26 protein-coding genes and 1 pseudogene are annotated in these 25,277 nt (G+C 69.8%); 16 read left to right on the forward strand and 11 right to left on the reverse strand.

What is annotated here, in order from left to right:
- Window positions 1-9: 9 nt before the first annotated feature.
- A complete protein-coding gene (locus tag ACIQGV_RS33605; protein ID WP_402501587.1) occupies window positions 10-408 on the reverse strand; it encodes a hypothetical protein in 399 nt (132 codons plus the stop codon).
- Between the two features lie 898 nt (window positions 409-1,306).
- Between ACIQGV_RS33605 and ACIQGV_RS33610 the strand changes: the two are divergent.
- The 3 genes and pseudogenes from ACIQGV_RS33610 to ACIQGV_RS33620 form a co-directional block, all read left to right on the forward strand.
- Window positions 1,307-1,528, forward strand: a pseudogene (locus tag ACIQGV_RS33610) (VOC family protein); the annotation flags it as partial.
- Between the two features lie 385 nt (window positions 1,529-1,913).
- Window positions 1,914-2,888: a helix-turn-helix domain-containing protein gene (locus ACIQGV_RS33615; protein ID WP_402501590.1), complete on the forward strand. Its 975-nt coding sequence runs from the start codon at window positions 1,914-1,916 to the stop codon at window positions 2,886-2,888.
- A 185-nt stretch (window positions 2,889-3,073) separates the two neighbouring features.
- A complete protein-coding gene (locus ACIQGV_RS33620; protein WP_402501592.1) occupies window positions 3,074-3,682 on the forward strand; it encodes a hypothetical protein in 609 nt (202 codons plus the stop codon).
- 49 nt (window positions 3,683-3,731) lie between these two features.
- On the opposite strand, the gene ACIQGV_RS33625 is transcribed toward ACIQGV_RS33620, so the two are convergent.
- Window positions 3,732-3,860, reverse strand: a complete 129-nt coding sequence (locus tag ACIQGV_RS33625) for a hypothetical protein (RefSeq protein ID WP_402501595.1) — start codon at window positions 3,858-3,860, stop codon at window positions 3,732-3,734.
- 158 nt (window positions 3,861-4,018) lie between these two features.
- Here ACIQGV_RS33625 and ACIQGV_RS33630 point away from each other — a divergent pair, with 158 nt between their 5' ends.
- The gene (locus ACIQGV_RS33630) at window positions 4,019-6,850 is read left to right on the forward strand and encodes a hypothetical protein (protein WP_402501597.1); all 2,832 of its coding nucleotides are present in this window, start codon (window positions 4,019-4,021) and stop codon (window positions 6,848-6,850) included.
- A gap of 112 nt (window positions 6,851-6,962) precedes the next feature.
- On the forward strand, window positions 6,963-7,430 hold the full coding sequence (locus ACIQGV_RS33635) for a hypothetical protein (RefSeq protein ID WP_402501685.1): 468 nt from the start codon (window positions 6,963-6,965) through the stop codon (window positions 7,428-7,430).
- An 80-nt stretch (window positions 7,431-7,510) separates the two neighbouring features.
- Here ACIQGV_RS33635 and ACIQGV_RS33640 read toward each other — a convergent pair whose 3' ends face one another.
- A complete protein-coding gene (locus ACIQGV_RS33640; protein ID WP_402501599.1) occupies window positions 7,511-8,455 on the reverse strand; it encodes an AraC family transcriptional regulator in 945 nt (314 codons plus the stop codon).
- A gap of 142 nt (window positions 8,456-8,597) precedes the next feature.
- On the opposite strand from ACIQGV_RS33640, the gene ACIQGV_RS33645 reads away from it, so the two are divergent.
- The 5 genes from ACIQGV_RS33645 (at window position 8,598) to ACIQGV_RS33665 (ending at window position 14,580) form a co-directional block, all read left to right on the forward strand.
- Window positions 8,598-9,650: a saccharopine dehydrogenase family protein gene (locus tag ACIQGV_RS33645; RefSeq protein WP_402501601.1), complete on the forward strand. Its 1,053-nt coding sequence runs from the start codon at window positions 8,598-8,600 to the stop codon at window positions 9,648-9,650.
- A gap of 490 nt (window positions 9,651-10,140) precedes the next feature.
- Window positions 10,141-11,448 (forward strand): ABC transporter substrate-binding protein, encoded by a 1,308-nt coding sequence (locus ACIQGV_RS33650; RefSeq protein ID WP_402501603.1) that lies wholly within the window; start codon window positions 10,141-10,143, stop codon window positions 11,446-11,448.
- Window positions 11,449-11,518: 70 nt separating this feature from the next.
- Window positions 11,519-12,469, forward strand: a complete 951-nt coding sequence (locus ACIQGV_RS33655) for a carbohydrate ABC transporter permease (RefSeq protein WP_402501605.1) — start codon at window positions 11,519-11,521, stop codon at window positions 12,467-12,469.
- Complete coding sequence (locus tag ACIQGV_RS33660; protein WP_402501607.1) at window positions 12,469-13,302, forward strand: carbohydrate ABC transporter permease; 834 nt, start codon at window positions 12,469-12,471, stop codon at window positions 13,300-13,302. Before ACIQGV_RS33655 ends, ACIQGV_RS33660 begins: the two co-directional genes overlap by 1 nt.
- Before the next feature lie 90 nt (window positions 13,303-13,392).
- The gene (locus ACIQGV_RS33665; protein WP_402501610.1) at window positions 13,393-14,580 is read left to right on the forward strand and encodes an ABC transporter ATP-binding protein; all 1,188 of its coding nucleotides are present in this window, start codon (window positions 13,393-13,395) and stop codon (window positions 14,578-14,580) included.
- A 171-nt stretch (window positions 14,581-14,751) separates the two neighbouring features.
- Here ACIQGV_RS33665 and ACIQGV_RS33670 read toward each other — a convergent pair whose 3' ends face one another.
- Window positions 14,752-15,231, reverse strand: coding sequence for a MerR family transcriptional regulator (locus ACIQGV_RS33670; protein ID WP_402501612.1), 480 nt, complete (start codon window positions 15,229-15,231; stop codon window positions 14,752-14,754).
- A 45-nt stretch (window positions 15,232-15,276) separates the two neighbouring features.
- Between ACIQGV_RS33670 and ACIQGV_RS33675 the strand changes: the two genes are divergently transcribed.
- Window positions 15,277-15,903: a methyltransferase domain-containing protein gene (locus tag ACIQGV_RS33675; protein WP_402501614.1), complete on the forward strand. Its 627-nt coding sequence runs from the start codon at window positions 15,277-15,279 to the stop codon at window positions 15,901-15,903.
- A gap of 181 nt (window positions 15,904-16,084) precedes the next feature.
- On the opposite strand, the gene ACIQGV_RS33680 is transcribed toward ACIQGV_RS33675, so the two are convergent.
- From ACIQGV_RS33680 to ACIQGV_RS33700, 5 genes are all read right to left on the reverse strand, one after another.
- Window positions 16,085-16,660, reverse strand: coding sequence for a transposase (locus ACIQGV_RS33680; protein ID WP_402501616.1), 576 nt, complete (start codon window positions 16,658-16,660; stop codon window positions 16,085-16,087).
- A gap of 62 nt (window positions 16,661-16,722) precedes the next feature.
- Window positions 16,723-17,355 (reverse strand): class I SAM-dependent methyltransferase, encoded by a 633-nt coding sequence (locus ACIQGV_RS33685; protein WP_402501619.1) that lies wholly within the window; start codon window positions 17,353-17,355, stop codon window positions 16,723-16,725.
- A 203-nt stretch (window positions 17,356-17,558) separates the two neighbouring features.
- Window positions 17,559-17,690 carry a hypothetical protein gene (locus ACIQGV_RS33690; protein ID WP_402501621.1) on the reverse strand — a complete coding sequence of 44 codons (132 nt, stop codon included), beginning with the start codon at window positions 17,688-17,690 and terminating at the stop codon, window positions 17,559-17,561.
- Between the two features lie 14 nt (window positions 17,691-17,704).
- A complete protein-coding gene (locus tag ACIQGV_RS33695; protein ID WP_402501624.1) occupies window positions 17,705-17,848 on the reverse strand; it encodes a hypothetical protein in 144 nt (47 codons plus the stop codon).
- Between the two features lie 144 nt (window positions 17,849-17,992).
- Window positions 17,993-18,325, reverse strand: coding sequence for a helix-turn-helix transcriptional regulator (locus tag ACIQGV_RS33700; protein WP_402501626.1), 333 nt, complete (start codon window positions 18,323-18,325; stop codon window positions 17,993-17,995).
- 111 nt (window positions 18,326-18,436) lie between these two features.
- On the opposite strand from ACIQGV_RS33700, the gene ACIQGV_RS33705 reads away from it, so the two are divergent.
- Entirely contained in the window at window positions 18,437-18,838 is a 402-nt protein-coding gene (locus tag ACIQGV_RS33705) for an STAS domain-containing protein (RefSeq protein ID WP_402501628.1), read from the forward strand.
- A 439-nt stretch (window positions 18,839-19,277) separates the two neighbouring features.
- Here ACIQGV_RS33705 and ACIQGV_RS33710 read toward each other — a convergent pair whose 3' ends face one another.
- Complete coding sequence (locus tag ACIQGV_RS33710; protein ID WP_402501630.1) at window positions 19,278-21,545, reverse strand: MMPL family transporter; 2,268 nt, start codon at window positions 21,543-21,545, stop codon at window positions 19,278-19,280.
- A gap of 175 nt (window positions 21,546-21,720) precedes the next feature.
- Here ACIQGV_RS33710 and ACIQGV_RS33715 point away from each other — a divergent pair, with 175 nt between their 5' ends.
- Together ACIQGV_RS33715 and ACIQGV_RS33720 are read left to right on the forward strand one after the other, a co-directional pair.
- Window positions 21,721-22,893, forward strand: coding sequence for a sensor histidine kinase (locus tag ACIQGV_RS33715; RefSeq protein ID WP_402501632.1), 1,173 nt, complete (start codon window positions 21,721-21,723; stop codon window positions 22,891-22,893).
- Window positions 22,868-23,530 carry a response regulator gene (locus tag ACIQGV_RS33720; RefSeq protein WP_402501634.1) on the forward strand — a complete coding sequence of 221 codons (663 nt, stop codon included), beginning with the start codon at window positions 22,868-22,870 and terminating at the stop codon, window positions 23,528-23,530. The genes ACIQGV_RS33715 and ACIQGV_RS33720 overlap by 26 nt, the downstream gene beginning before the upstream one ends.
- 262 nt (window positions 23,531-23,792) lie before the next feature.
- Here the strand turns inward: ACIQGV_RS33720 and ACIQGV_RS33725 are convergent, their stop codons facing one another.
- Window positions 23,793-24,257, reverse strand: coding sequence for an ATP-binding protein (locus ACIQGV_RS33725; protein ID WP_402501687.1), 465 nt, complete (start codon window positions 24,255-24,257; stop codon window positions 23,793-23,795).
- Window positions 24,258-24,410: 153 nt separating this feature from the next.
- On the opposite strand from ACIQGV_RS33725, the gene ACIQGV_RS33730 reads away from it, so the two are divergent.
- Window positions 24,411-24,776, forward strand: coding sequence for an STAS domain-containing protein (locus ACIQGV_RS33730; RefSeq protein WP_402501637.1), 366 nt, complete (start codon window positions 24,411-24,413; stop codon window positions 24,774-24,776).
- Window positions 24,777-24,880: 104 nt separating this feature from the next.
- Window positions 24,881-25,156, forward strand: a complete 276-nt coding sequence (locus ACIQGV_RS33735) for a hypothetical protein (protein WP_402501639.1) — start codon at window positions 24,881-24,883, stop codon at window positions 25,154-25,156.
- The last annotated feature ends 121 nt before the right edge of the window (window positions 25,157-25,277 follow it).

A 25,277-nucleotide genomic window follows, 5' to 3' on the forward strand; every position in this document is an offset into this window, starting at 1 on the left:
ACAGTCCCTCTACGGACACCCACCCCTTGCGCCGATACGAATGATCATTGCCAGCTTGAGATCTTCATCCGTGATTTTCCGCGCGGCGCCCGGCGGGATGCACTTCTTGTCGCCGGACTTGTCGAGATTGGCGTACAGCCACACGCGCCGGTTGCACTGGGTGGTGTTGATCAGATCGATCGGCCAGCTCGGATTCCGGTACTCGTAGGCGGAGTCCAGCTGGCACGGGTAAGCCCCGTTCAGCTTCCACTCCCTGTCGAACCGGTCCCAATAGTAGGTGTGAGCAGATAAATCGCTGGATCGGGGTGCAGGTGACTCGGCGGCATGGGCCACAGTGGAGCCGCCGAGAATGGTACCGAGAGCGGCGATCGTGACGAACGTGCGTAGTTTTGCGTTGTGGATCGGCATGAACGGAACGCTAATCACCCAGCTGCCGGGATTAGAACACCAGTCTCAGCCAACGTGTGCGTCACACAGGTCACCCAGCGTCTCTCGTCCTGCACCCCAGGTGTGAAACGGCCTGGTCGATGGGGCGGTGATACAGCGGAGTCGCTGCGGACGAGGGTCCGCGAGGGCGAGGCCCAGGCCGTGCCCGTACGCCGCGACGCGGGCGACAGCGGGCCGGGTCGGCTCGAACCGTTCCGCCGGCTGTCGTGCTGCAACAGGCGCCGTCGGCATTCCGCCCTCGGCTCCCTCACGCCCGCCGAGTTCGAACAGCAACTGATCGTGTCACGTACGCTGTGACCCGCCGCATGAAATCCGGTGTCCGTTCCCGGCGATCGACCTCACCGGGGCACGTCACCATCCCGGCCGAACCCGGAACGGTTCAATCGATGTACGGTCCCGAGTTGTTCGAGTGGGTGGGGCGGGACCGCTTCCGGCGGGCGGACCGAGAAAGTCACGACCCGGAAGGTTGCGGGTTCGACGAACAAAGCCGCCCACTTGCCCGACCTGTTGCGCTGTCGGAACGTTCCTTGCACTGTGACGAAGCAGACCTGATCCGGCCTGGACGAAGTCTGAGCACCGTGGAGCCATTGGGTCGCCGCCGCATGTGTCGTGACAACCATCAGAGCGTTGTGCGGATGCTGCTCCCCCCATGCGACAGCCCACTCCAGAACCGTTTCCCCGACCCGGTCCAGTAACTGTGCGTCCATGCGGTCGACAGTACAGGGCGTCGGGACTTGCCTTCGTGCACAAGGACTTGCCCCGGTCGGAAGTCCCGGCAAGCGCGACCACGGCCGGCACCTGGTCGAGCACATGTCCGATCGCGGCGGCCCGGGCCTGCGGAGCTTCCAGGATCTGCGACATGGCGACACGACTCGTGCAGATCAACATGAAGGCCCAGGACGACTCCGCGCTCGGCCGGTTCCGGGCGGAGGCACTCGGCTGGGGTGTCGACAGCGAGGGGCCCGGCGTGACCAGCCTCGAACCCGTGGGCCTCGCCTCCCCCGCCCCCGTGGCCGTCTGCATCGACATCGTCGCCCGCCCGGAACCCGGAACGGTCAAGAACCGCGTGCACCTCGACGTCTGCCCCTACCCGGGTGACGACGGGGCAAGGCCACGAGCGGACCGTAGCCGTCGGCGGCGCTACGCGCCGGCTCCAGGACACCCTGGACCCCGGGGAACCGGCTGCCCATGGCGGCCTCTCCCGTGTCGCGCCCGGTGGCAGGTGGTCCATGACCGGGGAGATCCATCGAGCAGGTACGGGATGCTCCGTCGAGCAGGTACGGGATGACTCCCGATCGGGGGGTGGCCGTTTCCGAAGAGCGCCATCAGCGAGCGCCATCAGCGACGGGCCAAAGGACATGTCCGAAAGGTGCGGGTCCGATAATCGGTCCCGTAACAGTGGGGGCGGAGCACTGCCGTGCGACAACCGGCGGGGGCCGGGGCGCTGCCACGTCCAAGGGGGGCACATGGAATCGCTGGTTGTGTCGAACGCTGCCGTGGCACGTGAGGACAGGTTCGACTGGTTCTGCGAGGCGGTGTCAACTGAAGTGATGCCGGTCATGCTCAGCACCCGGCATACGGCCGGCTTCCACGCGAGCATGACAGACCTGGATCTCGGCGTGGTGCGGTTGTCCGCCATGGCCTGCTCGCCGGTGGTCTCGCGCCGCACCCCGGCCCATGTCCGGCGTGGCGATCCCGAGCACCTGCAGCTCGCGCTCATCACACGAGGTGCTCTCAGCATCTCTCAGCGGGGCAGTGAATCGGTCATCACGGGAGGACTGGTGCTCACGGACACCTCCCGGCCGAGTGAAGGAGCCTGTTCAGGCGGGCAGATCGAGTCGGTCGTGCTGCAGATTCCCCGTTCCGCCCTGGCACTGCGCCCCGACCGGGTGGACCGGCTTCTCGCCCAGGGACTGCCATCGGACTCGGGGTCCGGGGCCGTCTTCGCCGACTTCCTCGGAACACTGCTCAGAAACGGGCCGCACTGCCGTCCGCAGGAGCTGCGCGGGATGGGCTCGACAGCTCTCGACCTGGCAACCGTGTATCTCGCGCAGCAGCTCGGTGCCCCCGGCGAGGCGCCTGCCGAGGCCCGTGCGCAGGAGACGCTGCAGCGGATCCACCGCTTCATCGACAACAACCTCGGCGACCCGGGACTGACGCCTCAGGTGATCGCCGACCGGCACAACATGTCCCTGCGGAGCCTCTACGCCCTTTTCGGCGAGCAGCAGTTGAGTGTCGCCGCGCAAATCCGGCAGAGCCGACTGGAACGTGCGCATGCCGACCTCGCACGCCGGGAACTGCGGGCTGAGCCCGTTCAGGCGGTCGCGGCCCGCTGGGGCTTCTCCAGCGCCACCGCGTTCAGCCGGGCGTTCCGCCACGCCTACGGGATCACCCCCACCGAACACCGCGCGCTCTCCCTGGCCGTCCCCACGGCACGCTGAGCACAGAAACCCTGCACCTCACGCACACCGCCACGCGCCGCTCGGACCTAGATTCACTTCTGCCGAGGCACCGCCTGCCCCCGGGCGCAACCCCGAGGGGGTGCACCGGTCCGGCGGCTGGTACACCACCGGCGTTCCGGCCCGCGCAGCCAAGCCTCAGCTGAACGGTCACCTTCGCCGCCGCAGTGCTGGCGGCGGGCAGCGTCTTCTGCGGTCTGGTCGTCCTGCTGGACGTGCGGGAGATCGACAGCACCGCCGAGCTCGATGCCGGCACGCTGCTCGACCTGGTGAAACTCTTCTTCGGAGTGGTCGCCGGGGCCGGTGCGCTCGTCGCCCTGGTGGTCGCCCACCACCGCCAGCGCGTCGACGAGGCCGGAGCCCACCTCGAAGCCACCCGGCTGCACACCGAACGCTTCTCCCAGGCCGTCGACGAACTCGGCTCCGACTCACCGGCCGTCCGCCTGGGCGGTGTCCACGCTCTGGCCGGCCTCGCCGACGACGCCCCCGACGGCAGCCTCCGCCAGACCTGCATCGACGTCCTGTGCGCCTGCCTCCAGCTCCCCTTCCTCCCGGCTCCGGCATCGGACCCGGCCACCAGGAGGCACGCCACGACTACCTGGCCTTCCGTAAGATCCGGCACACCGTTGACGTGGCGTCCTTCAGCGGCGCAAGGTTCTCCGGCGCCACAGTGTTCTTCGACGACGCGAGTGGTCCAGCGCCCGTGGAGCTTCTCGCTGCTGTCGGCACTTCTGCTCCTGCAACGGTCACCATGCCCTGGACGTAGTTGCTCCTGAACCCGTAGCAGCGGGAAAGCGCAGTCGGTCTTTCTCACCCCTACGGCGGTCAGGCGAGAAGGGCGGCGAAGCTGCCGCTCACGGTGGCGGCGCGGGTGAGCACAGCGGGGTAGACGGCGTCGGCCATACGGGCGAGCCTGCCCGCGCCGGCATCGGCCGGTGCCGCGACGATGATCACGAGTGCGGTGGTGAAGAAGACGAAGGCGACGTTCGCGGCAGACTCTTTTCAGCGGGTGGGGTGTCGGCATGGACGAAGGTTTCGGAATCGGTGTCCGTCGTGGTGCGCCGGGACGAAGATGAACATCGACTGACACATCACCACCCGGGGGCAAGCGCGTGCACGATGAACGGACCGGTCACACCCCGGATGCGGCTCTGACCGAACTACGCAGGAAACTGGAGGGCGGGCTGGCCCGGTCCCTGCTGTCCAAGACGCAGCTCGCCAGCCGGACCGGGCTGGGCCGTACGACCGTGCAGCAGGCGTTCCAGGCCGGCGGGCCGGTGCCGTCGGCGCAGACGGTGTCGGCGCTGGCAGGTGCGCTGAGACTGCCGGTGGAGGAGCTGCTGGAGTTGCAGCGGGTCGCGGCCGGCGGCGGGAACAGCGAACGGCCGGGGCCGGGACGGCCGATCGGCCAGTGGGATCCACACGCGCTGGAGGTCCACCCGGCCGGTACCGCCCAGGACCGATCCGGCTCGCCGGAGCAGCGGTTGCTGTCCGGCTATGTGTCCCGCGAGCACGACCGGATCCTGGCGGAGGCGGTGCACGAGGCCCAGCAGGGCTACAGCCGGATGCTGGTGCTGGTGGGGGAGTCCTCGACGGGGAAGACACGGGCGTGTTGGGAGGCGGTGCAGCCGCTGGCGGAGCGGGGGTGGCTGCTGTGGCATCCCTTCGACCCCACCCGCGCACAGGCCGCGCTGGAGGATCTGCACCGGGTCGGGCCGCGCACGGTGGTGTGGCTGAACGAGGCCCAGCACTACCTCGGCGACCAGGCGGTCGGTGAGCGGATCGCGGCGGCCGTGCATCACCTGCTGACCGGACCGCAGCGCGGGCCGGTCCTCGTCCTGGCCACGCTGTGGCCCGACTACGTCAAGCAGTACACCGCCCTGCCCGCCCCCGCCGGACCAGATCCGTACAGCCGGGTCCGGGAGTTGCTCGCCGGGCGCACCGTGAGCGTCCCCGACGTCTTCGACACTCGCGCCCTGGCCGCGGCGACTGCCCTGGCCGAGGGCGGTGACCGGCTGCTGGCCGATGCCCTCACCCGTGCCCGTACCGACGGCCGCCTCACCCAGGACCTCGCCGGAGGTCCCGCCCTCCTGGAGCGCTACCGCACCGCCGGTCCGGCCGCCAGGGCACTGCTGGAAGCGGCGATGGACGCGCGTCGGCTCGGTGTCGGTCCGCACCTGCCGCAGGCTTTCCTCACCGACGCCGCCCCCGACTATCTCCACGACGCCGACTGGAACCAGCTCACCGACGACTGGGCAGAAAAGGCGTACGCCGAACTCGCTGAGCAGGTGCACGGCAAGCAGGCCCCTCTGGGCAGGGTCACCCCGCGTCCGCAACGCCGCCCGCCCGGCCCCTCAGCGCCTGTCGATGCCCTCTTACCGCAGCCGTCGGGGCCAGTGTTCCGCCTCGCCGACTACCTCGAGCAGTACGGTCGTACCGCCCGCCGCCACCTGTGCCCGCACGCCTCCTTCTGGCACGCCGCCCACACCCACCTCTCCCGCCCCGACGACCTGTACAACCTCACACGGGCAGCTGAAGACCGGCACCGTCTGCAATGGGCCCACCACCTGCGACACCGCGCCGCCGACCACGGCAGCACCAACGCGCTGTACCGCCTTGCCGTGATGCGGGAGGAGGCCGGGGACCGAGAGGGCGCCGAGCCCCTCTACCGGCAGGCCGCCGACCACGGCAACACCGGCGCTCTGTACCACCTGGCGCTGATGCGGGAGCAGGCCGGGGACCAGAAGGGTGCTGCAACGCTGGCCCGGCAGGCCGCCGACCACGGCGACACCCGCGCCCTGGCCCGCCTGGCGCTGATGCGGGAGCAGGCCGGAGACCAGGCAGGTGCCGAGACGTTGGTCCTGCAGGCTGCCTACCACGGCAACCACCACGCCGTGTACCACCTGGCCCTGATGCGGGAGCAGGCCGGGGACCAAACAGGTGCCAAGACCCTCTACCGGCAGGCCGCCGATCACGGCAACAGGGACGCTCTGTACCACCTGGTCCTGATGCGGGATGAGGTCGGGGAACAGGGAGATGCCGAGAAACTGGCCCGGCAGGCCGCCGAACGTGGCAAGACCGACGTCCTGGCCCGCCTGGCGCTGATGCGGGAGCAGGCCGGGGACCAGAAAGGTGCTGCAACGCTGGCCCGGCAGGCCGCCGATCACGGTGACACTCACGCTCTGTACCACCTGGTCCTGATGCGGGAGCAGGCCGGGGACCAGAGAGGTGCCGAGAAACTGGCCCGGCAGGCCGCCGACCGCGGTAACACCCACGCCCTGGTTCGCCTGGCCCGGATGCGGGAGGAGGCCGGGGACCGGCAGGCCGCCGAACTGCTGGCCCAGCAGGCTGCCGACCGCGGCAACACCTATGCCCTGTGGAACCTGGCCCTGACACGGGAGGAGGCCGGGGACCGGCAGGCCGCCGAAGTGCTGGCCCGGCAGGCCGCCCACCGCGGCAATACCGACGCGTTGTTCCACCTGGCCGAGATGCGGGAGCAGGCCGGGGACCAGAAGGGTGCTGCAACGCCGGCCCGGCAGGCTACCGATGACGGCAACACCCAAGCCTTGTGGAACCTGGCCCGGATGCGGGAGGAGGCCGGGGACCGGCAGGCCGCCGAAGTGCTGGCCCGGCAGGCTGCCGGGCACGGCAACACCGATGTCCTGGCCCGCCTGGCTCTGATGCGGGAGGAGGCCGGAGACCGGGAGGGCGCCGAAGCTCTCTACCGGCAGGCCGCCGACCACGGCGACACTTTCGCTGTGTACCGCCTCACCCAGGTGAGGGAGGAGGCCGGGGACCGAGAGGGTGCCGAGACCCTCTACGGGCAGGCCGCCGACCACAGCAACACCGACGCCCTGTACCACCTACGGATGTGGGAAGCACTCAAAAGGCTGTGGCCGTACGGCCTGGACCCGGACGGCACGCCGACGCCCCTGTGGCAATGATCCACCCGTGTTGAAAACGTCTTCGTCAGGGTAGGCACCGGCTGGCAGATCAAGCGTCCGTATCGCTGATGCCGCCCCCTGGGCGGGCCGATCACCAGAGCGTTCCGAAGAACTGCGTCCACCAGGTGGGTCGGGCTGCCCGTTCGGCGACGGACCGCAGCACGAGCCGTCGAGCACCGCGACGGATTCGCACCTGACGAGGCTCGACCCGCGCGTCGGGCCTCGCCTCGCGGCACTGCCGTGCGAGCTGGTCTGGGCCACCACCTGGGGGGAGGAAGCGAACACCGACATGGCACCGCGGCTCGGCCTGCCGCCCCTGCCGGTCGTGACCTGGCCGGAAACCTCCGACGCGCAGGAACGCGAGGACAAGTGGTTCGGGCTCCACTGGAAGACCCGAACCCTGGTGTCATGGGCGGACGGACGCCCGTTCGTCTGGGTCGACGACGAGATCACCGACGCCGATCGAGACTGGGTGTCCACCCACCACCCCGCCCCGGCCCTCCTCCACCACATCGCGTCGTCCCGCGGCCTCACCGACGAAGACTTCGCAGCCCTCGGTCAACGGCTGCGGGCCACTTGAGGCTTCCACGGTGATCCACAGGAATCGACGACTGCTCGGCCCCCTCCGGGGCGTCGATCATGCTGTGGGTACGCGCGGCCTCACGCCGGTGTTGTGCTTGAGCCGGCGTGGTGCCGGTAGCTGCCGGGCGGTGACCCGTACTGGCGTTTGAAGGCATGGGTGAAGGTGTACTGCGAGCTGTAGCCGACCTGCCGGGCGATCGTGCCGACGGGGGCGTCGGAGGTGCGCAGAAGCCGGGCGGCGGTGGTCATCCGCCACCATGTCAGGTAGGTGAGCGGTGGCTGGCCGATCAGATGGGTGAACCGCCGGGCGAAGGCAGCGCGGGACAGGCATGCCTGCGCACCCAACTCCTCGACGGTCCATTGCCGGCCGGGCTCTCCGTGGATGGCGCGAAGGGCGGCGGCGACGGCGGGGTCGTGAAGGGCCGCAGCCCAGCCGGTGGCGGAGTGGCCGGAGACGCGTTGTTCCTCGAACCACGCGCGCAGGATGTAGAGCAGGAGAAGATCCAGCAGGGTGAGCAGGACGGTGTCGGAGCCTGGGCGGGCGTCGCCGTCCAGTTCCACGCCGAGGAGTTCGACCGCGGTGCCGAGTTCCCTGCGGCGCCCTACCCGTGCCGGTAGATGGATGACCTCGGGCAGGTCGTTCAAAAGCGGATGCGACCCGGATCCGTCCAGGAGATAGGCGCCGCAGAGCATGACCACTGTCGGTGGCCGGTCGGCTGACGTCTCGTCGCCGCGGCTGTCATGGGTTCCGGTGAGCGTTGCGGGCGACTCGCTCACCGGGGTGGACAGGTCGTCGGCCAGACCATGTGCGGATCCGCGCGGCAGGAACACCACGTCGCCCGGCCCGAGCGCGATCGGCTCGCCCTGCGGCGGGAGAAGCAGGCACGTTCCCTGGAGAACGATGTGGAACCCGGCGGAGGGCACCGCCGGAAACCGCCGGGCGAAGGGGGCGTACCTGGTCACCCGGCCCGAGTGGGGTCGACCGGTACGCGCCGCACTCACCACGTCAGACAGAACGTCCACGCAGCCAGAATAGCCAGCCACGACCTGTGTGAAGACGATGGCGCAAACTCCGGAGCGCATCACGCATTCAACAGTCTTGTGTCGGCGTCTTACTGTGCCGGTGAGCTGATCAACCGCGCAGCTCCCATCGTGAGGAGACGACATGAGGATCGCTGTTTACGGCGCGAGTGGATACCAGGGAAAGCTCGTGCTCACCGAACTGGCGCGGCGTGACATCGAGACGGTCCTGGCGGGACGCAATCTCGCGCGCTTAGAGGAGGCCGCCTCGGCGGTCGGCCTCCCCGACGCGGAACGACGCCTGGCCGACACGAGCGACCATGAGGCGCTTGTGAGCGCGTTCCGCGGCTGCGACGGCGTCATCAACTGCGCCGGACCGTTCACCTCGTCAGGTGAGGCCGTGGTCCGCGCCGCGATCGCCGTCGGCTGTCATCACGTCGACACCTCGGGCGAGCAGCTCTACGTCAAGAAGATCTTCGACACCTTCACCACGGAGGCGGAGAACGCCGGTGTCACCGTCGTACCGGCCGCCAACGACGGCTGCGTCCCGGTGGACCTCATGGCCCACCTCCTGGCCGACCGCCTTGAACCGGTCGAAGAGATCATCACCACCCACGTGGTCGTCGGGGGCGGCGGCATGTCACGCGGCTCGCTGCGTTCGGTGGTCGAAACGATCGACGCCATCAGAACGGGAGGCATGGCCTACCACGACGGCGACTGGCGCCCCGGCGTGCCCGCCCGTCATACCGCGATCACGCTGCCCGGACAGTCGGAGGCGACCCCGGTGACGGCCTTCCCCGTGCCGGAAGTGGTGACCATTCCCCGCCACATCCGCGTCCGGCATGTCCAGGGCCTGACTGAAGCGGCGCTGGGCGACCGGCTGAACACCCCGCTCACACCAGAGATCATCGAAAGCCTGCCTGAAGGCCCCGATGAGGACAGCCGCCGCACCCAGCACTTCACCTACGTGCTCGACGCCACCAGCACCGACGGCCGCCGCGTCCGCGGCATCGTCCAGGGCCCCGACACCTACGGCACGACCGCGGTGATCGCCGTCGAAAGCGCCCGCCGTCTCGTCGCCGACCCTGCCAAGCCGGGAGTACTCGCACCCGCCCAGGCATACCACCCGGCCGCCTTCCTCGACTTTCTTGTCCCGTACGGGATCCAGTGGGCCATCGAGGACGCGCCGGCAATCTGACGATGAGCCTTCTCCGGTAACGATCGCTGACTTCGGGCGTGCCAGCGATCTGGCTCCGGCCCGTGGCCGGTGGTGACGCCGAACGGCCGTCCCCTCCGGCGTGCGCGTCCACCAGGACAGCCTGGGGCACTTGTAGCCCTCGTTCGTCGCCACCGAGACCCGGCCGCTCCCCGCCACGGGACACGTGCTCGGCGTGGACCGGGCGTCAGGGTGCACAAGAAGGTCGCCCGGCAGCGGCAGGACACCGCCCGCAAGCGGACCAGGTCCGTTGTCCGCGACCACGACGCCCTTCGCCTTCTCGGTCCGTCCTTCGGCCGCGAGGCGTCCCACGTCCGTCGCACGGCGGAGGTCCGGTCTTACATATTGGGCGATGCGTGTGAAAAACCGGCGCCGCGCGCTTACCTGCCGTTCCGTGATGCCTACCGTGAGTGTGGAGTGAGACGCCGCCGGGCCGGGCGCCCCGTACGCCGCAAGGAAACGAGGTGGCCGCATGCGCAGGTTCGGAGTCGAGCGGACGAGTGGGAAGAAGGTGCGTGACGTGGGGATGCGGCGGCTGCGAGCTCTTGCCGTACTGCCGCTGCTGGCGTCCCTGCTCGCCTCGTGCGGGGACGACGAGGGGTCCGGGCCGCGCAGCATCAACTGGTACAACTTCCCGGACGACTCGGGCGCTCTGCAGAAGGCGGCCGACCGGTGCAGCCAGGCATCCAAAGGCCGCTACAAGATCGTCTACAACAAGCTCCCGCGCGCAGCCGACGGCCAGCGCCAGCAAATGGTTCGAAGGCTCGCGGCCAAGGACGACTCGCTGGACATCCTCGGCCTGGACGTCACCTGGGCGCCGGAGTTCGCCGAGGCGCGCTGGATCCGTGAGTGGACCGGCCGGATGAAGCAGCAGGCGATCGAAGGCACCCTGCGCGTTCCGCTGCAGACCTCGACCTGGAAGAACAAGCTGTACGCGGTTCCGTACAACACCAATACCCAACTCCTCTGGTACCGGACGGACCTGGTGCCCGAGCCGCCCAGGACCTGGGCCGAGATGCTGGACATGGCCGCCCGCCTCGCCGAGGAGGGCAAGCCTCACTACGTGGAGGTCCAGGGAGCCCAGTACGAGGGGCTGACCGTCTGGTTCAACACCCTCATCAACAGTGCGGGCGGCAGCATTCTGAACGCGACCGCGACCGAACCCTCCCTGGGCCCGCCCGCCGTGCGGGCCGCTTCCGTCATGCGTGATCTCGCTCGCTCCCCGGCTGGTGACCCGTCCCTGTCCAACCAGATGGAGGACCAGAACCGGCTGGCCATGGAATCGGGTTCAGCGGCGTTCGAACTCAACTACCCGTTCGTCTATCCGTCGATGAAGGCGAACAACCCGAAGCTCTTCAAGAACTTCCGCTGGGCCCCGTACCCTCGCGTCGACGCCGGCCGTCCCTCGCGGCCGACGATCGGAGGCATCGATCTTGCCGTGAGTGCCTACTCGCGCCGGCCCGATCTCGCCTTCGAGGCGGCCCTGTGCCTGCGCAACCGGGAGAACCAGCTCACCGCCGCCTTGGAGGGCGGACTCCCGCCGACACTACGGGCGTTGTACCAGGAGGACGCGCTCGTGAAGGAATACCCGTTCGCTGCCGATGTGCTCGCCGCTCTCGAATCGGCGAGTGTGCGCCCGCAGACACCGGCCTATCAGAATGTATCGATCGTGGTCTCCCACACTCTCTCTCCGCCGTCCGGGATCGACCCCGAGAGCGCCGTCGACACCATGAGCGACCAGATCAGCGATGCCCTGCAATCCAAGGGTGTGATCCCGTGAACCGCTCCTGCCCGTATCCCTTCGCGGCCCGGTGCCGCAGGGCGCTGCGCCCGCACCGGGGTGGTGCCGGATGAGTGAGCAGACGCGCCCCGGTGCGAGCCGGCCGCCCGCAAAGGAGCAGCCGCAGGGCGACCGGGCAGCCCTGTCGGCCGGTGCCCGCCAGGAGCGGCGCCTCGGCTGGATCCTGTGCGCGCCTGCCGTCGTCGTGATGGTCGCCGTGACGGCCTACCCCGTCGGCTATGCCGTCTATCTGTCACTTCAGCGATACGACCTGCGGTTTCCGGGACGGGCGAAGTTCATCGGGCTGAGCAACTACGGGGCGGTGCTTTCCTCCCCGTACTGGTGGGACGCGTTCTGGGTGACGGTGTTCGTCACCGTGGTCTCCGTGACCGTCGAACTCGTCCTCGGCATGGCGCTCGCCCTGGTGATGCACCGTACGATCTTCTCCCGCGGCGTCGTCCGCACCTCGGTGCTCATCCCGTACGGCATCGTCACCGTGGTCGCCGCGTTCTCCTGGCAGTACGCCTGGACGCCCCAACTCGGCTATCTGGCCGCCCTCCTGCCCGACGGCAGCGCCCCCTTGACCGAGCACTGGCCCGCGCTGTGGCTGATCATCCTCGCCGAGGTGTGGAAGACGACGCCCTTCATGGCGTTGCTGCTGCTCGCCGGTCTCGCCCTGGTCCCCGAGGAGACCCTGCGGGCCGCCATGGTCGACGGCGCCACCCCATGGCAGCGCTTCACCAAGGTGATGCTGCCGCTGATGAAGCCTGCCATCCTGGTGGCACTCCTCTTCCGTACGCTCGACGCGTTCCGGATCTTCGACAACATCTACATCCTCACCGCGGGGGCGCACGACACCGGATCCGTGTCGATCCTCGGTTATGACAACCTGTTCACCGCGCTGAACCTGGGTATCGGCTCGACCGTCTCGGTGCTGATCTTCATCTGCGTCGCGATCATCGCCTTCACCTTCGTCAGACTGTTCGGCGCGGCCGCTCCTGGCGCGGAGGTGAAGCGCTGATGGCCGCAGCCGGCAAGACCCATGCCACCCGATGGGCCGTGGTGAACGTCGTGGTGGTGCTGTACGCCCTTTTCCCGGTGTGGTGGATCGCCGCGCTGTCGTTCAAGGATCCCAGCACCCTCACCGACGGCGACTACATCCCGACGGACTGGACCTGGGAGAACTACGAGGGCATCTTCCGCACCAGCGAGTTCACCCGCGCGCTGATCAATTCGATCGGCATCGCCCTGATCGCCACAGCCATCGCGGTCGTCCTGGGGACCATGGCGGCCTACGCGGTGGCCAGACTGAGGTTCCCGGGCAAGCGGCTCCTCATCGGCATGTCGTTGCTCATCGCCATGTTTCCGCCGATCTCGCTGGTGTCCCCGCTGTTCAACATCGAGCGGATCCTGGGAATCTTCGACACCTGGATCGGTCTGATCATCCCGTACATGACCTTCTCGCTGCCGCTGGCCATCTACACGCTGTCGGCGTTCTTCCGGGAGATCCCCTGGGACCTGGAGAAGGCCGCGAAGGTCGACGGGGCCACGCCGGCCCAGGCGTTCCGTCTGGTCATCGTGCCGCTGGCGGCGCCCGGCGTGTTCACCACGGCCATCCTCGTGTTCATCTTCTGCTGGAACGACTTCCTGTTCGCGATCTCGCTGACCTCCACCGAGGCGGCGCGCACCGTGCCGGCCGCCATCGCCTTCTTCACCGGCAGCTCGCAGTTCCAGCAGCCCACGGGATCGATCGCCGCCGCGGCGATGGTGATCACCGTCCCGATCATCATTTTCGTTCTGTTCTTCCAGCGGCGAATCGTCGCCGGACTGACCTCCGGGGCGGTCAAGGGGTGACCGGCGCCCTGCCGGCGGACCGGTCACCGGTCCGGCTCGACGTCACCGCAGCCCGGACCTGGAAGTCGTGAAGGCAAGGAGGCACCACCCATGGCCGAGATCGTCCTCGAGGGCGTCACCAAGCGTTTTCCCGACGGGTCGCTCGCTGTCCAGGGCGTGGATCTCTCCATCGCCGACGGCGAGTTCGTCATTCTCGTCGGACCGTCCGGCTGCGGCAAGTCCACCACCCTCAACATGATCGCGGGCCTGGAGGACATCACGTCGGGCACGCTGCGCATCGGCGACCGGGTCGTGAACGACCTGTCCCCCAAGGACCGCGACGTGGCCATGGTGTTCCAGAGCTACGCCCTCTACCCGCACCTGACCGTCCGCGAGAACATGGGCTTCCCCCTGCGACTCGCGAAGGTGGACAAGGAAACCATCAGCAGCAAGGTCGACGAAGCCGCCCGCATCCTGGATCTGACCGATTTCCTGGACCGTCGGCCGGCCGCTCTGTCCGGCGGTCAGCGCCAGCGCGTGGCCATGGGGCGGGCCATCGTCCGTGACCCCAAGGTCTTCCTGATGGACGAGCCGCTGTCCAACCTGGACGCCAAGCTGCGCGTCCAGATGCGCACCCAGATCTCCCGGTTGCAACGCCGTCTGGGCACCACGACGGTGTACGTCACGCACGATCAGACCGAGGCCATGACGCTCGGGGACCGGGTCGTGGTGATGCGGCTCGGAGTGGTCCAGCAGATCGGGACGCCCGCCCAGTTGTACGACCTGCCGCGCAACCTGTTCGTCGCGGGCTTCATCGGCTCCCCGGCGATGAACTTCTTCAACGCCACCGTGGAGGGGCCCGTCCTGCGCTCGGCCCTGGGCGAGCTGCCGCTGGACGACGCCACGCGCCGAGCACTCGAACGGCGGGACGCGCCCCGTGAAGTCATCGTCGGACTACGGCCCGAGGCGTTCGAGGACGCGGCGCTCGCTCATGACGGGCACGGAGCCGTCGTCACCGTCACCGTCGATGTGCTGGAGTCCCTTGGCTCCGACGTGTACGTGTACTTCACCGAAGAGGGCGGACCGGCACGGTCCGCCGAACTCGACGAACTCGCCACGGACTCGGGCCGCAGCGACATCGGGGCGGGGGCCGCTCAACAGATGGTGGCCCGCCTCGACCCCGCCACCCGCGCCCGCGAGGGAGGGAGCCTGGAGCTCACTGTCGACATGGGCAAGGCCCATGTGTTCGATCCGTCGACCGGCACCAACCTGACGCATCCGGAGGAGCGGGACCGCTGACGACCGCGCCCGGCTTCAGCCGCTCGGACGGCGGAACGGCCCGGGTGCAGGGCGGGAGACTCGGCGGGTACCGGCCCTGTGGTGTTCCCCCGCCGTGAGCCGTGGCGAGGCGGAACGTTCCTGGATGGTGCAGTCACCTGCTTGCGCCGGCACGCCGCTGTACGGCCGGCCTCAGGTGTGCCTCCGACGCAGACCTCCGGGCGGTGGCTGGTGTTCTGGGGGCAGGGCCTGGCCGTGCTCGACCGCCAGGTCCTCGAAGGGGACGCCGGCCAGCCGTCGGTCCAGGGTTTCGATCATGGACGAGCATTCCCGCGTGGGGTGGTCGACGGTGCATTCCAGGGTGTGGCGGAGGAAGAAGCGTGCGCTCTCCGCCCGGGCGATCAGCCGGTCGAGTTCCGCTATCTGGTGATGTACCTCGTCCCGCCACCGGCCACCGGGTTCGTCCAGGATCGCGCACGCGCTGTCCAGGCTCATCCCGAGCTTTTGCATGAGCTGCAGGAAAGCCAGACGGCGCAGTTGCTCGGGGCCGTACATGCGCCTGCCGGCTCGGCGGACCGCGGGGCGCACCAGGCCCCGGTCCTCGTAATAGCGCAGCGTTGAGGCATTGACTCCCAGCTTGCGGGCTGCTTCGCCGATTCCGATGAGTTCCACGGCACCATTTGACTTCAAGCCGAGTTGAAGTACCAGCCTGGAGAAATGAACAAGAACCAGCGCTCGTGGGCCATGAACCGGCGCTTCTCCTCACCTTTCACCCGTCCGAGCGGCGTCCTGGGCCGTCTCGCCGGACGACTGATGCTGCGGACGAACATGCACGACCAGCAGGACGTGCTCGAAGTCCTCGACATCCAGCCGGGTGACCGGGTGCTTGAGGTCGGGTACGGCCCTGGAGGGCTCCTTCGGCTGTTGGCAGACCGCACCGAAGCCGCCCTGATCCAGGGTGTCGATCCCTCGCCCGAGATGTGCCGTGCCGCGGCCGAAACCATCCGCGGCGTCAAGCACGCCGACCGCGTCCTGCTGCGACGCGGCACAGCCGATGGCACCGGCCTGGACGATCAGAGCGTGGACTGGGCCGTCTCGGTCAACAATGTCGCGATCTGGCACAACCTGGAAGCGGGGCTGCGGGAACTGCACAGGGTGGTGCGCACCGGCGGAACAGTCCTGATCGCATGGCACGGTGGATTCTCACCAGGGCGTACGGCCCGGGGCCTGCAGATGACACAGGAGCAGCTCGGCCGGATCCACCACCAACTGGAGAGTCTCTTCGCGGACGTGACCCGCAGTCAGCTGCGCAGTCTCGACGTCTTCACAGCAGTGCGGCACTGACTTCGGTGTCCGGCCGGCGCTGAAGGCGCTCGAGCCGGCCACGGGTGCGGGGAGCAGATCAAGGGCGCGCTCGGCAAGAAGCTCGGGCCGGGTCCGTCCCCGCGTCCCCGGGGACGGATCCCACATCCGCAGCTCGCCGGCACTCGGCACCGACTGCTCCCCGCACCCGCGGGAATGAACCTCAGGCGAAGAGCGCGGAGTCGTACAGGCCCGGGGCTGCTCCCCGTTCCCACGCTTCGTCGGTCTGTCCCGCGGCGTCGTCGGCCTGCTCCGCGCTGCTGCGGACAGTCGCGAGCCTTGCCCATCCGCTGGCCGCGCCAGGCACGGGGAAGGCCAGAGCCTCACCGAGCCGGCGCACCTGCGGCATGTCTGCTGCCGTGACGGACGCCCTGTCGGGAGAGGCCGGCGGGCCGGAACTCCGACGGGTTCCCCGCCGTGGTGCGCATCGGTCTACCTTCTTCAGGAAGCCAGTGTCATCACCGATCAGCACCGCGTTCCTGTCGTCGATCGTCCCGACGACGAAGTCCCGCACGTGGTCACGAACCTCGTCCCGGTCCACCTCGCCCAGCAGACGCTGCATCTCGATCGGAAGCCGGTCACCGGCCCGCTCCGCCGGCGTCCAGCCGTTCCTCCGCTCCGACGGCGCGATCAGCCCCCGCATATACGCAAGCGCCCGCCCACGCGGCTCCGACCTCACGAAACGCGACGCGAACCGGGCATGCAACCCCGCCGGCATCCCCTCCCACTCGTCGATCACCCACCCACGGGATGCACCCTCAACGTCGGCCCTGAGCGGCCACCGATCTGTGCGGTCCCGAGTCATCCCAACCTGCGGGCCAGCAGATACGCGCGCTCGGTGTCCGCTTCGCCCGGATACGGTCCTCGCATCAGTGTTGCCTCTACCGCAAACCCGGCAGCGGTAAGGCCCGCGGCCACCTCTTCGGGGCGCAGAGCGAAGAAGTCGAGCGAGACTGGGCGGTCAAGCCAGGAGTCCAGGTGCCGAACCTCCTGGCCCGCGTGGAAGGCGGCGAGGACAAGGCCGCCCGGCCGCAGCACCCGGGCGAACTCCTCATAAGCCAGCGGCCGCTCCTCGACCTGGAGATGGATCAGCGAGTAGAACGCCACCACACCAGCCAGTTCTCCGTTGCCCAGCGGAAGACCGAGCATCGATCCGACCCGCGCATCCAGGCCAGGCATCCGGGCCCGGGCCACTTCCACCATGCCCGGTGACACATCAAAGCCCAGGACCGGAACTCCGAGACCGGCCAGGAAGCACGCCACCTGGGCAGGTCCACATCCCACGTCGGCAACAGGGCCCTCGTTCGGAACTTGCTCGGCAAAGGCCGCCAGCATGGCGCGGTCCAGCGGCTTGGAGGCCAGATCCGCGGTGAAACCTTGTGCGTACACGTCCGCGACCGCGTCGTAGGAGTCCCGGATGGAGGTGCTGTCCATCCGGGCAGTATGAGACACGCCCTCAACTCCATGACCAGCCAGCCCCATCGGGAACCCGCCGAAGCTCGTCGCCGATCCGGCACTGGGACAGCCCGGCCTGAGCCGGATCGAACCGTCACAGAGCGCCGGCGACTCCGTCATCACAGAACCTGCGCCTGTCCATCGGGACTGTCGAACGAGTGGTGCAACTGGGGCAGTGGGGGTTACTGGCGGGCTGCTGAGAGGCGGCCGTCGAAGGTGATGTCGAAGGCGGTCAATGCCGTTTCCCAGCGCATGGTCCAGCGGGCCTGGCCCTTGCCGGTGGTCAGGCCCTTCGCGGCCGGCGAGATGACCATCTCGTCGACGCCGGTCAGGCGTTTCTGCCGCTTCTTGACGACAGGGCGGACTCCGGAAGCCGCTTGGTCAGCTGCTGCAGCAGTGCGCCCTCGCCGGTCGGCTGCAGGCCCTCAGCCTTTGCCCGGCCCACCGGCTCGTCGATCAGCTGCTCGTCCACGGCCGGGGCACTGCCGCCTGCGGTCGGCATCGCCGGTGTGCGGGCGGGCAGAGTGCCGGTGAAGCGGATCAGGCGTCGTGTGCGCGGTCGGCCCAGTCCCGGTGAGGCCCCGCGGGACGGACTCGCCGACAGGCCGCGGTGCGGTCAGGGCTGTGCTGCCGAAGTCATGGTGCGTCGGGTCTCGTCCTGCACGAGCAGGGAGAGCAGGGAGGCCACGGGGAGTCCGGCTTCGGCGGGGTGGCGCAGCACCTTGTCGGGTGCGATGCGGTAGGTGTTGGTGCGTCCCACGCGGGTGTGGGAGAGGTAGCCGGCCTGCTCGAGATCGGAGATGATCCGGGCGACGGCCCGCTCGGTGAGCCGGCAGTGGGCGGCGATGTCGCGGATGCGGATGTTCGGGTCGTCGGCGATGGCCGCCAGGACGCGCGCGTGGCTGGTGATGAACGTCCATCCGCTGTGTGGTTCGGGAACTCCTGCCATGGCGAGGATTTTACAGGCCCCCTGTTGCCGGTATCCAGATACATGACATAGTTGTCGTGCAATCGATGACGTGTGCTCCGCTGGAAGAGCCGTAAAAGGGAGGAGCCCGAGGTGCCTTGGGACGGGACTGCCACACCGGCCCCCACGAGCGACACCGGGACGACGCGGCTGCCGCAGACCGCCGGCCACGGTCCCCAGGAGGCCCGGGTGCGGCAGTACGAACGGCACGGGGCCGGTGTGATCGCCGCTCACGGCGCCTGGGACATGGACTCGATCAAACCGCTGGCGGACGCGCTGGACACTGCGGCCGGGAAGTATCCCAAGATCGTCCTGGACGCCTCCGAGATCACCTTCGCCGACTCCTCCTTCCTGAACCTGCTGGTCCGCATCCACCGCACGGCCGCACTGCGTCTGGTCGCGCCGTCCCTCCAGGTCCAGCGGCTGTGCGAGATCACCGGCATGGACAGCCTCCTCGCCGTCCACGGCACAGTCGACGACGCCGCCGCGGCCTGACGACCGCCTCCGGCCCCAGCCTGGAGCCGCCACCGCGGTTGCCGGCAGCGTGCTGCTGTCGAAGGCACATCACGGAAGGGCTCTTCCAGGTGGTCCGCCTGGCTCGGCCCCGGGCACGGCCGACAGGCAACCGTCTGCTCGGTCGCTGCAGGGCCCTCGGCCTGGGGCCCGTATCGAGCCGTACCTGCCGATCGGCGAGTACGGCCCGTACCCCGAGCGACCGCGGCAGCAGTTCGAGCGCCTGATCGACAAGCTCGAAGCACGGCGAGGCATCGCCACCCGATACGACAGGACTCCCGGCAGCTGCCTCGCCGGTCTCCACCTGCGCGCCTCGATGATCTGGCTCAAGGACCTCACCAGGACCACCCGATGATCACGACTCGATATGCCCCTGGTGACGCGCCGAGGTGCCGGACACCAAGGGCGGGCAGGAGTCGGGTCAACGGTCGACCAGCCGGGGACGCGGGGCCTCACCCGTGGATTCCGCGTCGGTGCCGTCGGTGCCGACCGGGCCGCGGGGAAGCATCCGGTCCAGCCACTTCGGCAGCCACCAGTTGGTCCGGCCGAGGAGTGTCATGGTCGCCGGTACCAGCACCATGCGTACGACCGTGGCGTCGATGAAGATCGCGGTGGCCAGACCGAGCCCGAACATCTTGGTGGAGGGGTCCTCGGCGACGGCGAAGGACAGGAAGACCGCCACCATGATGAGGGCGGCCGAGGTGATGATCCGGGCGGTGCGCGAGACGCCCTCGACGATCGCCGTGCCGTTGTCGCCGGTGCGCAGGTACTCCTCGCGTACGCGGGAGAGGAGGAACACCTCGTAGTCCATCGACAGGCCGAACAGGATGGCGAAGAGGAACATCGGGATGAACGACACGATCGGAACCGTCGCTTCCAGCCCGATGAGTGCGCCTCCCCAGCCCCACTGGAAGACCGCGACCATGATGCCGTAGGCCGCGCCGATGCTCAGCAGATTCAGCAGTACCGCCTTGAGCGGTACGAGTATCGAGCGGAAGACCAGCATCAGCAGCAGGAACGACATCGCCAGCACGGCGGCGACGAACACCGGCAGGCGTTCGCTGGTGCGTTGCCCCACGTCGGACAGGCTCGCGGCGGCGCCGCCGACGTGGGCCCTGGCCGGGCCGTGCCCGATCGCCGTGGGCAGCACGTCGGTGCGCAGCCGGGCGATGGTGTCGGCCGTGGCCTTGTCCTGAGGGCCGGTGGCCGGGAACACCACGAGGGTCGCGATGCCGGTGGCCCGATCGATGTGCGTCGGCGCGACGGATGCGATGCCCGGATCCGCCGCGACCGCCCCGACGAGCCGGTCCAGCACTCCCGGATCACCGGTGGGGTCCGCGGCGATGACGAGGGGACCGTTGGTGCCCGGGCCGAACCCCTCGGCGACGAGGTCGTAGGCCCGGCGCTCGGTACGGCTTTGCGGCAGTGAGCCGTCGTCGGGCAGGCCGACGCGCAGGCCGAGCACGGGCAGCGTCGCGGTCAGCAGCAGCCCCGCCGCGCCGACCGCGTACGGCACCGGGTGCCGGCTGACGTGCCCGATCCAGCGACGCCACCCGGCGGCGTGGGCGGCGCCCGCCACCAGGTCCCGCCGCCGTGCGAGCCGGCCCGGCTTCCTGGCCTGCAGAGCCCGGCCGATCCGGCCGGCCCGGGCCAGGCGCGGGCCCGCCGCACCGAGGAAGGCCGGCAGCAGCGTCACCGACGCGACCACCATGATCAGGACGACGATCGAGACGGCAACCCCGCCCACCGTCATGAACGGCACGTTCGCGACCGCCAGGCCGAGGATCGACACGACGACGGTGCCGCCGGCGAAGACCACCGGCCGCCCCGCCGTTGCCACCGCTCGTCCGGCCGCCGCCTGCGGATCGAGCCCGCGCGCGAGGTGCTCCCGGTGCCTGGCGAGCACGAACAGCGCGTAGTCGATGCCCACTCCGAGCCCGACCATGCTGCCCAGGACAGGGGCGAAGGTCGGGACGTCCGTCACGCCCGCCAGTACCGTCATCGTGGCGACCCCGACGGTCAGCCCGAAGACCGCCATGCCGATCGGCAGCGCGGCGGCGACGAGCGAACCGAACGCCAGGAACAGGATCGCGGCCGCGGCGAGGAGGCCGATCAGCTCGCTCGCGCCGCCGTCGGGGTCGGAGAAGACGTAGAAGAGGTTCCCGCCCATCTCGATGCGCAGCGGCAGCTCGGCGCGCAGCCGGTCGCCGAGATCGACGAGGGCGTCGAGGTCTTCGGCCGACAGCCGGCTCTGGTCGGGGTACTGCACCCGGACGACCGCGATCCGCCCGTCGGCCGAGACGAGGCCGCCGCGCACGGCGGTGTCCCCGCCCGCGCCGAGCGCCCCCGCCGGGTCGCTCGTGCCGAGCACGTGCGGCAGCCGCTGCACCTCGGCCCGCAGCCGCGTGAGAGCGGTGCGCGCGCCGTCGTCGAAGAACGTCGCACCGTTGTCGAGGGGGGTGACGACCACCTGGGCGGTCATCCCCTCCTGGCCGGTGCCGGCCCGCTCGATCAGTTGCGCGGCCCGCTGGGAGTCCAGTCCCGGAGCGGTCATCGAGTCCGCGGTCCGCCCGCCGAAGGCGACGGCGGCGAGGACGGCGAGCGTGGCGGCGACCAGCCATGCCGCGATCACCCGCCAGGGATGGCGGGCGGCGCCTGTGCCCAGGCGCAACAGGGCTTTCGAGAGCATCGGGTCCTCCAACCACCTCGTCGGCCGTCCTTGTACGGCCGCCGATGCCGAGGTTCGTCGCCACGGCGCTCCGCGGCATCGGCCCGCGGGCCGCGGATCCGTCGGCCCCGGGGCGGAGTGACGACCCGTCCTTTCGGCCGATGCGCGGCACTGCGCGGCGCCTAGGCTGAGAACCGTGCTGCGAGACGACCTGCGAACCCTGTGGACCGAACCCCGGCCGCCCGACGCGCCCGCCCGGGTGTGGCGGGACTGGGCGCTGCTCGCCGCGAGCCTGGGCGCTGTGGTGCTGGAGGCCACCCTGCGCGAGGACGTCGTGTGGCGGCCGGTGGCGGTGGTGTTCGCCGTATGGCTGTGCCTGCTGCCCCTGTGGCGCCGGACCCGCCCGCTGGCGATGGTCACGCTGGCGTTCGGCTCGGTGATCCTGCTCCAGCTGGCCTCACTGGTCGCCGCGCCGCGCGAGCCCGTCGGCCTGGACACCGGCGTGGTCGTGCTCGTGCTGGTGTATGCACTGCCCCGGTGGGGATCGGGACGGGAGATCGTGCTGGGCAGCGCGGTGATCCTCACGGCCTTCGCGCTGGGGGTCACCGCGGACGACACCCCGGCCGCCGAACAGGTCGGGGGCTTCGTCTTCCTGTCGCTGCCCGGCTTGATCGGGGCCGCCGTGCGGTTCTGGAGGACCGCTCGCGAGCGGCAGTTGGAGCAGGTGCGCTCCCGCGAGCGTGAGCAGCTCGCCCGGGAACTGCACGACACCGTGGCCCACCACGTTTCGGCCATGGTGATCAGCGCCCAGGCGGGCCGGGTGCTCGCGGGCACCGACCCGTCCGCCGCCGTCGAGGCGCTGGAGGGGGTCGAGGAGGAAGGGGCGCGCACGCTGGAGGAGATGCGCGCCATGGTCGCCGCGCTGCGCGACCGCGGGGCCGGCGCCGAGCTGGCGCCGCCTGCCGGCGTCGCGGATCTGGAGCGCCTGGTGCGCACCCCGGGTGGTCGCCTCAGGGTCGACCTGGGTCTCGACGGCGAACTGGACACGCTGCCCCCGGCCGTGGACGCGGCCGTCTACCGCATCGTGCAGGAGTCGGTGACCAACGCCATGCGCCATGCGGTCGACGCGACCGAGGTCGTCGTCCGGGTCACCGCGGAACGGCACACGGTACGGGTGAGCGTGCGCGACAACGGCCACCGCACCGGCCGAGGCCGTGCCGGATACGGACTCACCGGACTGCGCGAGCGCGCGACGCTGCTCGGCGGCACACTGCAAGCCGGCCCCGGCGCCGACCAGGGCTGGCATGTCGAAGCCGAGCTGCCGAGAGGGAGGACCGAGAGCGGTGCCCATCCGCGTCCTCGTCGCTGACGACCAGACCATCATCCGCACCGGGCTGCGGATCATGCTGAACGCCCAGCCCGGCATCGAGGTGGTCGGCGAGGCCGCCGACGGGCGGGAAGCGGTACGTCTGGCCCGCGAACTGCGCCCCGACGTCTGCCTGTTCGACATCCGCATGCCCGTGATCGACGGGCTCGAGGCCACCCGGCTGGTCGCCGGCCCGGGCGTCGCCGACCCGCTGGCCGTGGTCGTCATCACCACGTTCGACCTCGACGAGTACGTCTACGGCTCACTGCGTGCCGGCGCCCGCGGATTCCTCCTCAAGGACACGGGACCGGACCTTCTGGCGCAGGCCGTACGGTCGGCGTCCGACGGTGAGGCGCTCATCGCGCCCAGCGTCACCGTCCGTCTGCTCCAGGCGTTCGCGGACCTGCCCGCCGGCCGGCCCGTGGCCCAGCCGGTCTCCCCCGTCACCGCCCGCGAGGAGCAGGTGCTCCTCGCCGTCGCTCGCGGGCTGACCAACACCGAGATCGCCGATGCACTGCACATCAGCCTCAGCACGGTGAAGACGCATCTGGCCAGCCTGATGGCCAAACTCGGCGCCCGCAACCGGGTCGAGATCGCGATGTGGGCCTACGAAACGCGCCGTATCCTCCCCGGAACCTGAGCCGGATGCCGGGCCGTGTCCCATGAGTCCCCGCCCGGACATCAGTGCACCGGCCGGCTCACGTCGGCTCCACGTGCCTCACCCGCCCCGGAGGGGAGCGCTCGGAGTCGACCGTGCCGATCTCCCACGTTCCGTCGCGGCAGGCGGGGAGCGACGCAGAAACGTTCAGCCTGTCTGGGGCGAGTGGGCAGCGGGGCATGAGTCCGTGGCCGGTCCGTGGTCCCACGGCGAAACGATGCACGCCTGTGGGCCCAGATGCCGGTCAAACCCGGCAGCGGCTCCCCGCGGCATCGCCTGAGTCGTCCTGGAGAGCGAGACGTGCGGTGATGCGTTTGCCGACGGGTTCGCGGTGTACCTGTAATTCTTCGGCGACCGCTGTCACGATCTCCAGTCCGTGCTGTCCCACCCGTGTGGGGTCGGCGGCCTGGACCACCGGCAGGACAGGATTGCTGTCGCAGACCGTCACCTCCACCGTCGCGTTCGTGACGGACAGTTCGAGCAGCACCGGTCCGGGGGCGTACTTGCGGGCGTTGGTGACCAGTTCGCTGACCACCAGCTGCGTGAGTTCCACCGCCCGGGCCGAGACGGCGACCCCGTGGCCGGTGTGGAGCCCGGTCAGGAAGCCGGCCGCGAGACGGCGGGCCTCGGTGAGGCCCGCCCCGCCGTCCCCGAACGCGGCGGACACGCGCCACGGCCCCGGGGCACAAGCCTGCGAGCGTGCAGGCATCGGCTGCGTCTGCGTCACCTCCCACCCCCCTTTCACACGTGCGCGCGTACCTCACGCCTGTCCGGGCAGGCACACTTGCACGCGCCCTCACCCGGCACCATGCTGAAGTCCCCGTAGGAAGCCATGCGACCGACGCCGGGATCGAGGGGAAGTGTGACAGACAACCACGGGGCTGCAGGACGGAACGGTCTGACGATCACTTCCGGCCGTACGGCCGGTGCCGCCGTCGTCACCGTACGCGGAGAGATCGACCACCACACCGCGGCGCCCCTGCGCCACGCACTCACCCTTCCTCAGGAGACGGGCGTCCGCCGGATCGTGGTGGACCTTGCCGGGGTGACCTTCATGGACTCCAGCGGCGTCAACCTCCTCATCGCCGCCCACAACGCCGCCCGCGACAGCGGCGGCTGGCTGCGCGTGGCCGGCCCGACCGAGGCCGTGCAGCGCACGATGCAGCTGGTCGGCCTCGACGAGATCATCGGCTGTCATTCCACCCTTGAGCAAGCCCTGAACGCCTGACCTGCACCGTTGCCGGTGGCGGGCTTTGCAACAGGGCCACAACGGTGGCATCACGAAGCGATGCCGGCCGGTGGCCGCCCGGGTCGGCCGTCGTTGAGCGCGGCATGACGGCAATCGACGAAAGCAGGACAACGCTCTTCACCGCCCGCCTCCCGGGCCGGGCGGACAGGGACGACGGCTGGTGCGGCTGGTGCGACGCCATGAACGGCTCCGATGCCCGGGCCGACACCCCCGCCGGTCATGACGACGCCCATGACCGCGCGGCCGGCAGACCCGGCCGGTGTGTGCGCCGGGTGGGCCGCATCCCCGTACGCACCGTCATGATGCTGGTGGCGATGCTCACCGTGGCCGCTGCACTCGCGGCCCGCGCTGCTGCCTGACCGGCCAGGCGTCCCGACCGCGGCCGGGACGCCTGGCCGCAGCCGGGAGGTCGCGTCAGGTTCCACGGCGGGCAGGACCGTACGGCCGAGCCGATGGCCCTGGTGACGCGGGGCCGGTCGC

This window comes from Streptomyces sp. NPDC093094 (assembly GCF_044754345.1).
Lineage (GTDB): Bacteria > Actinomycetota > Actinomycetes > Streptomycetales > Streptomycetaceae > Streptomyces.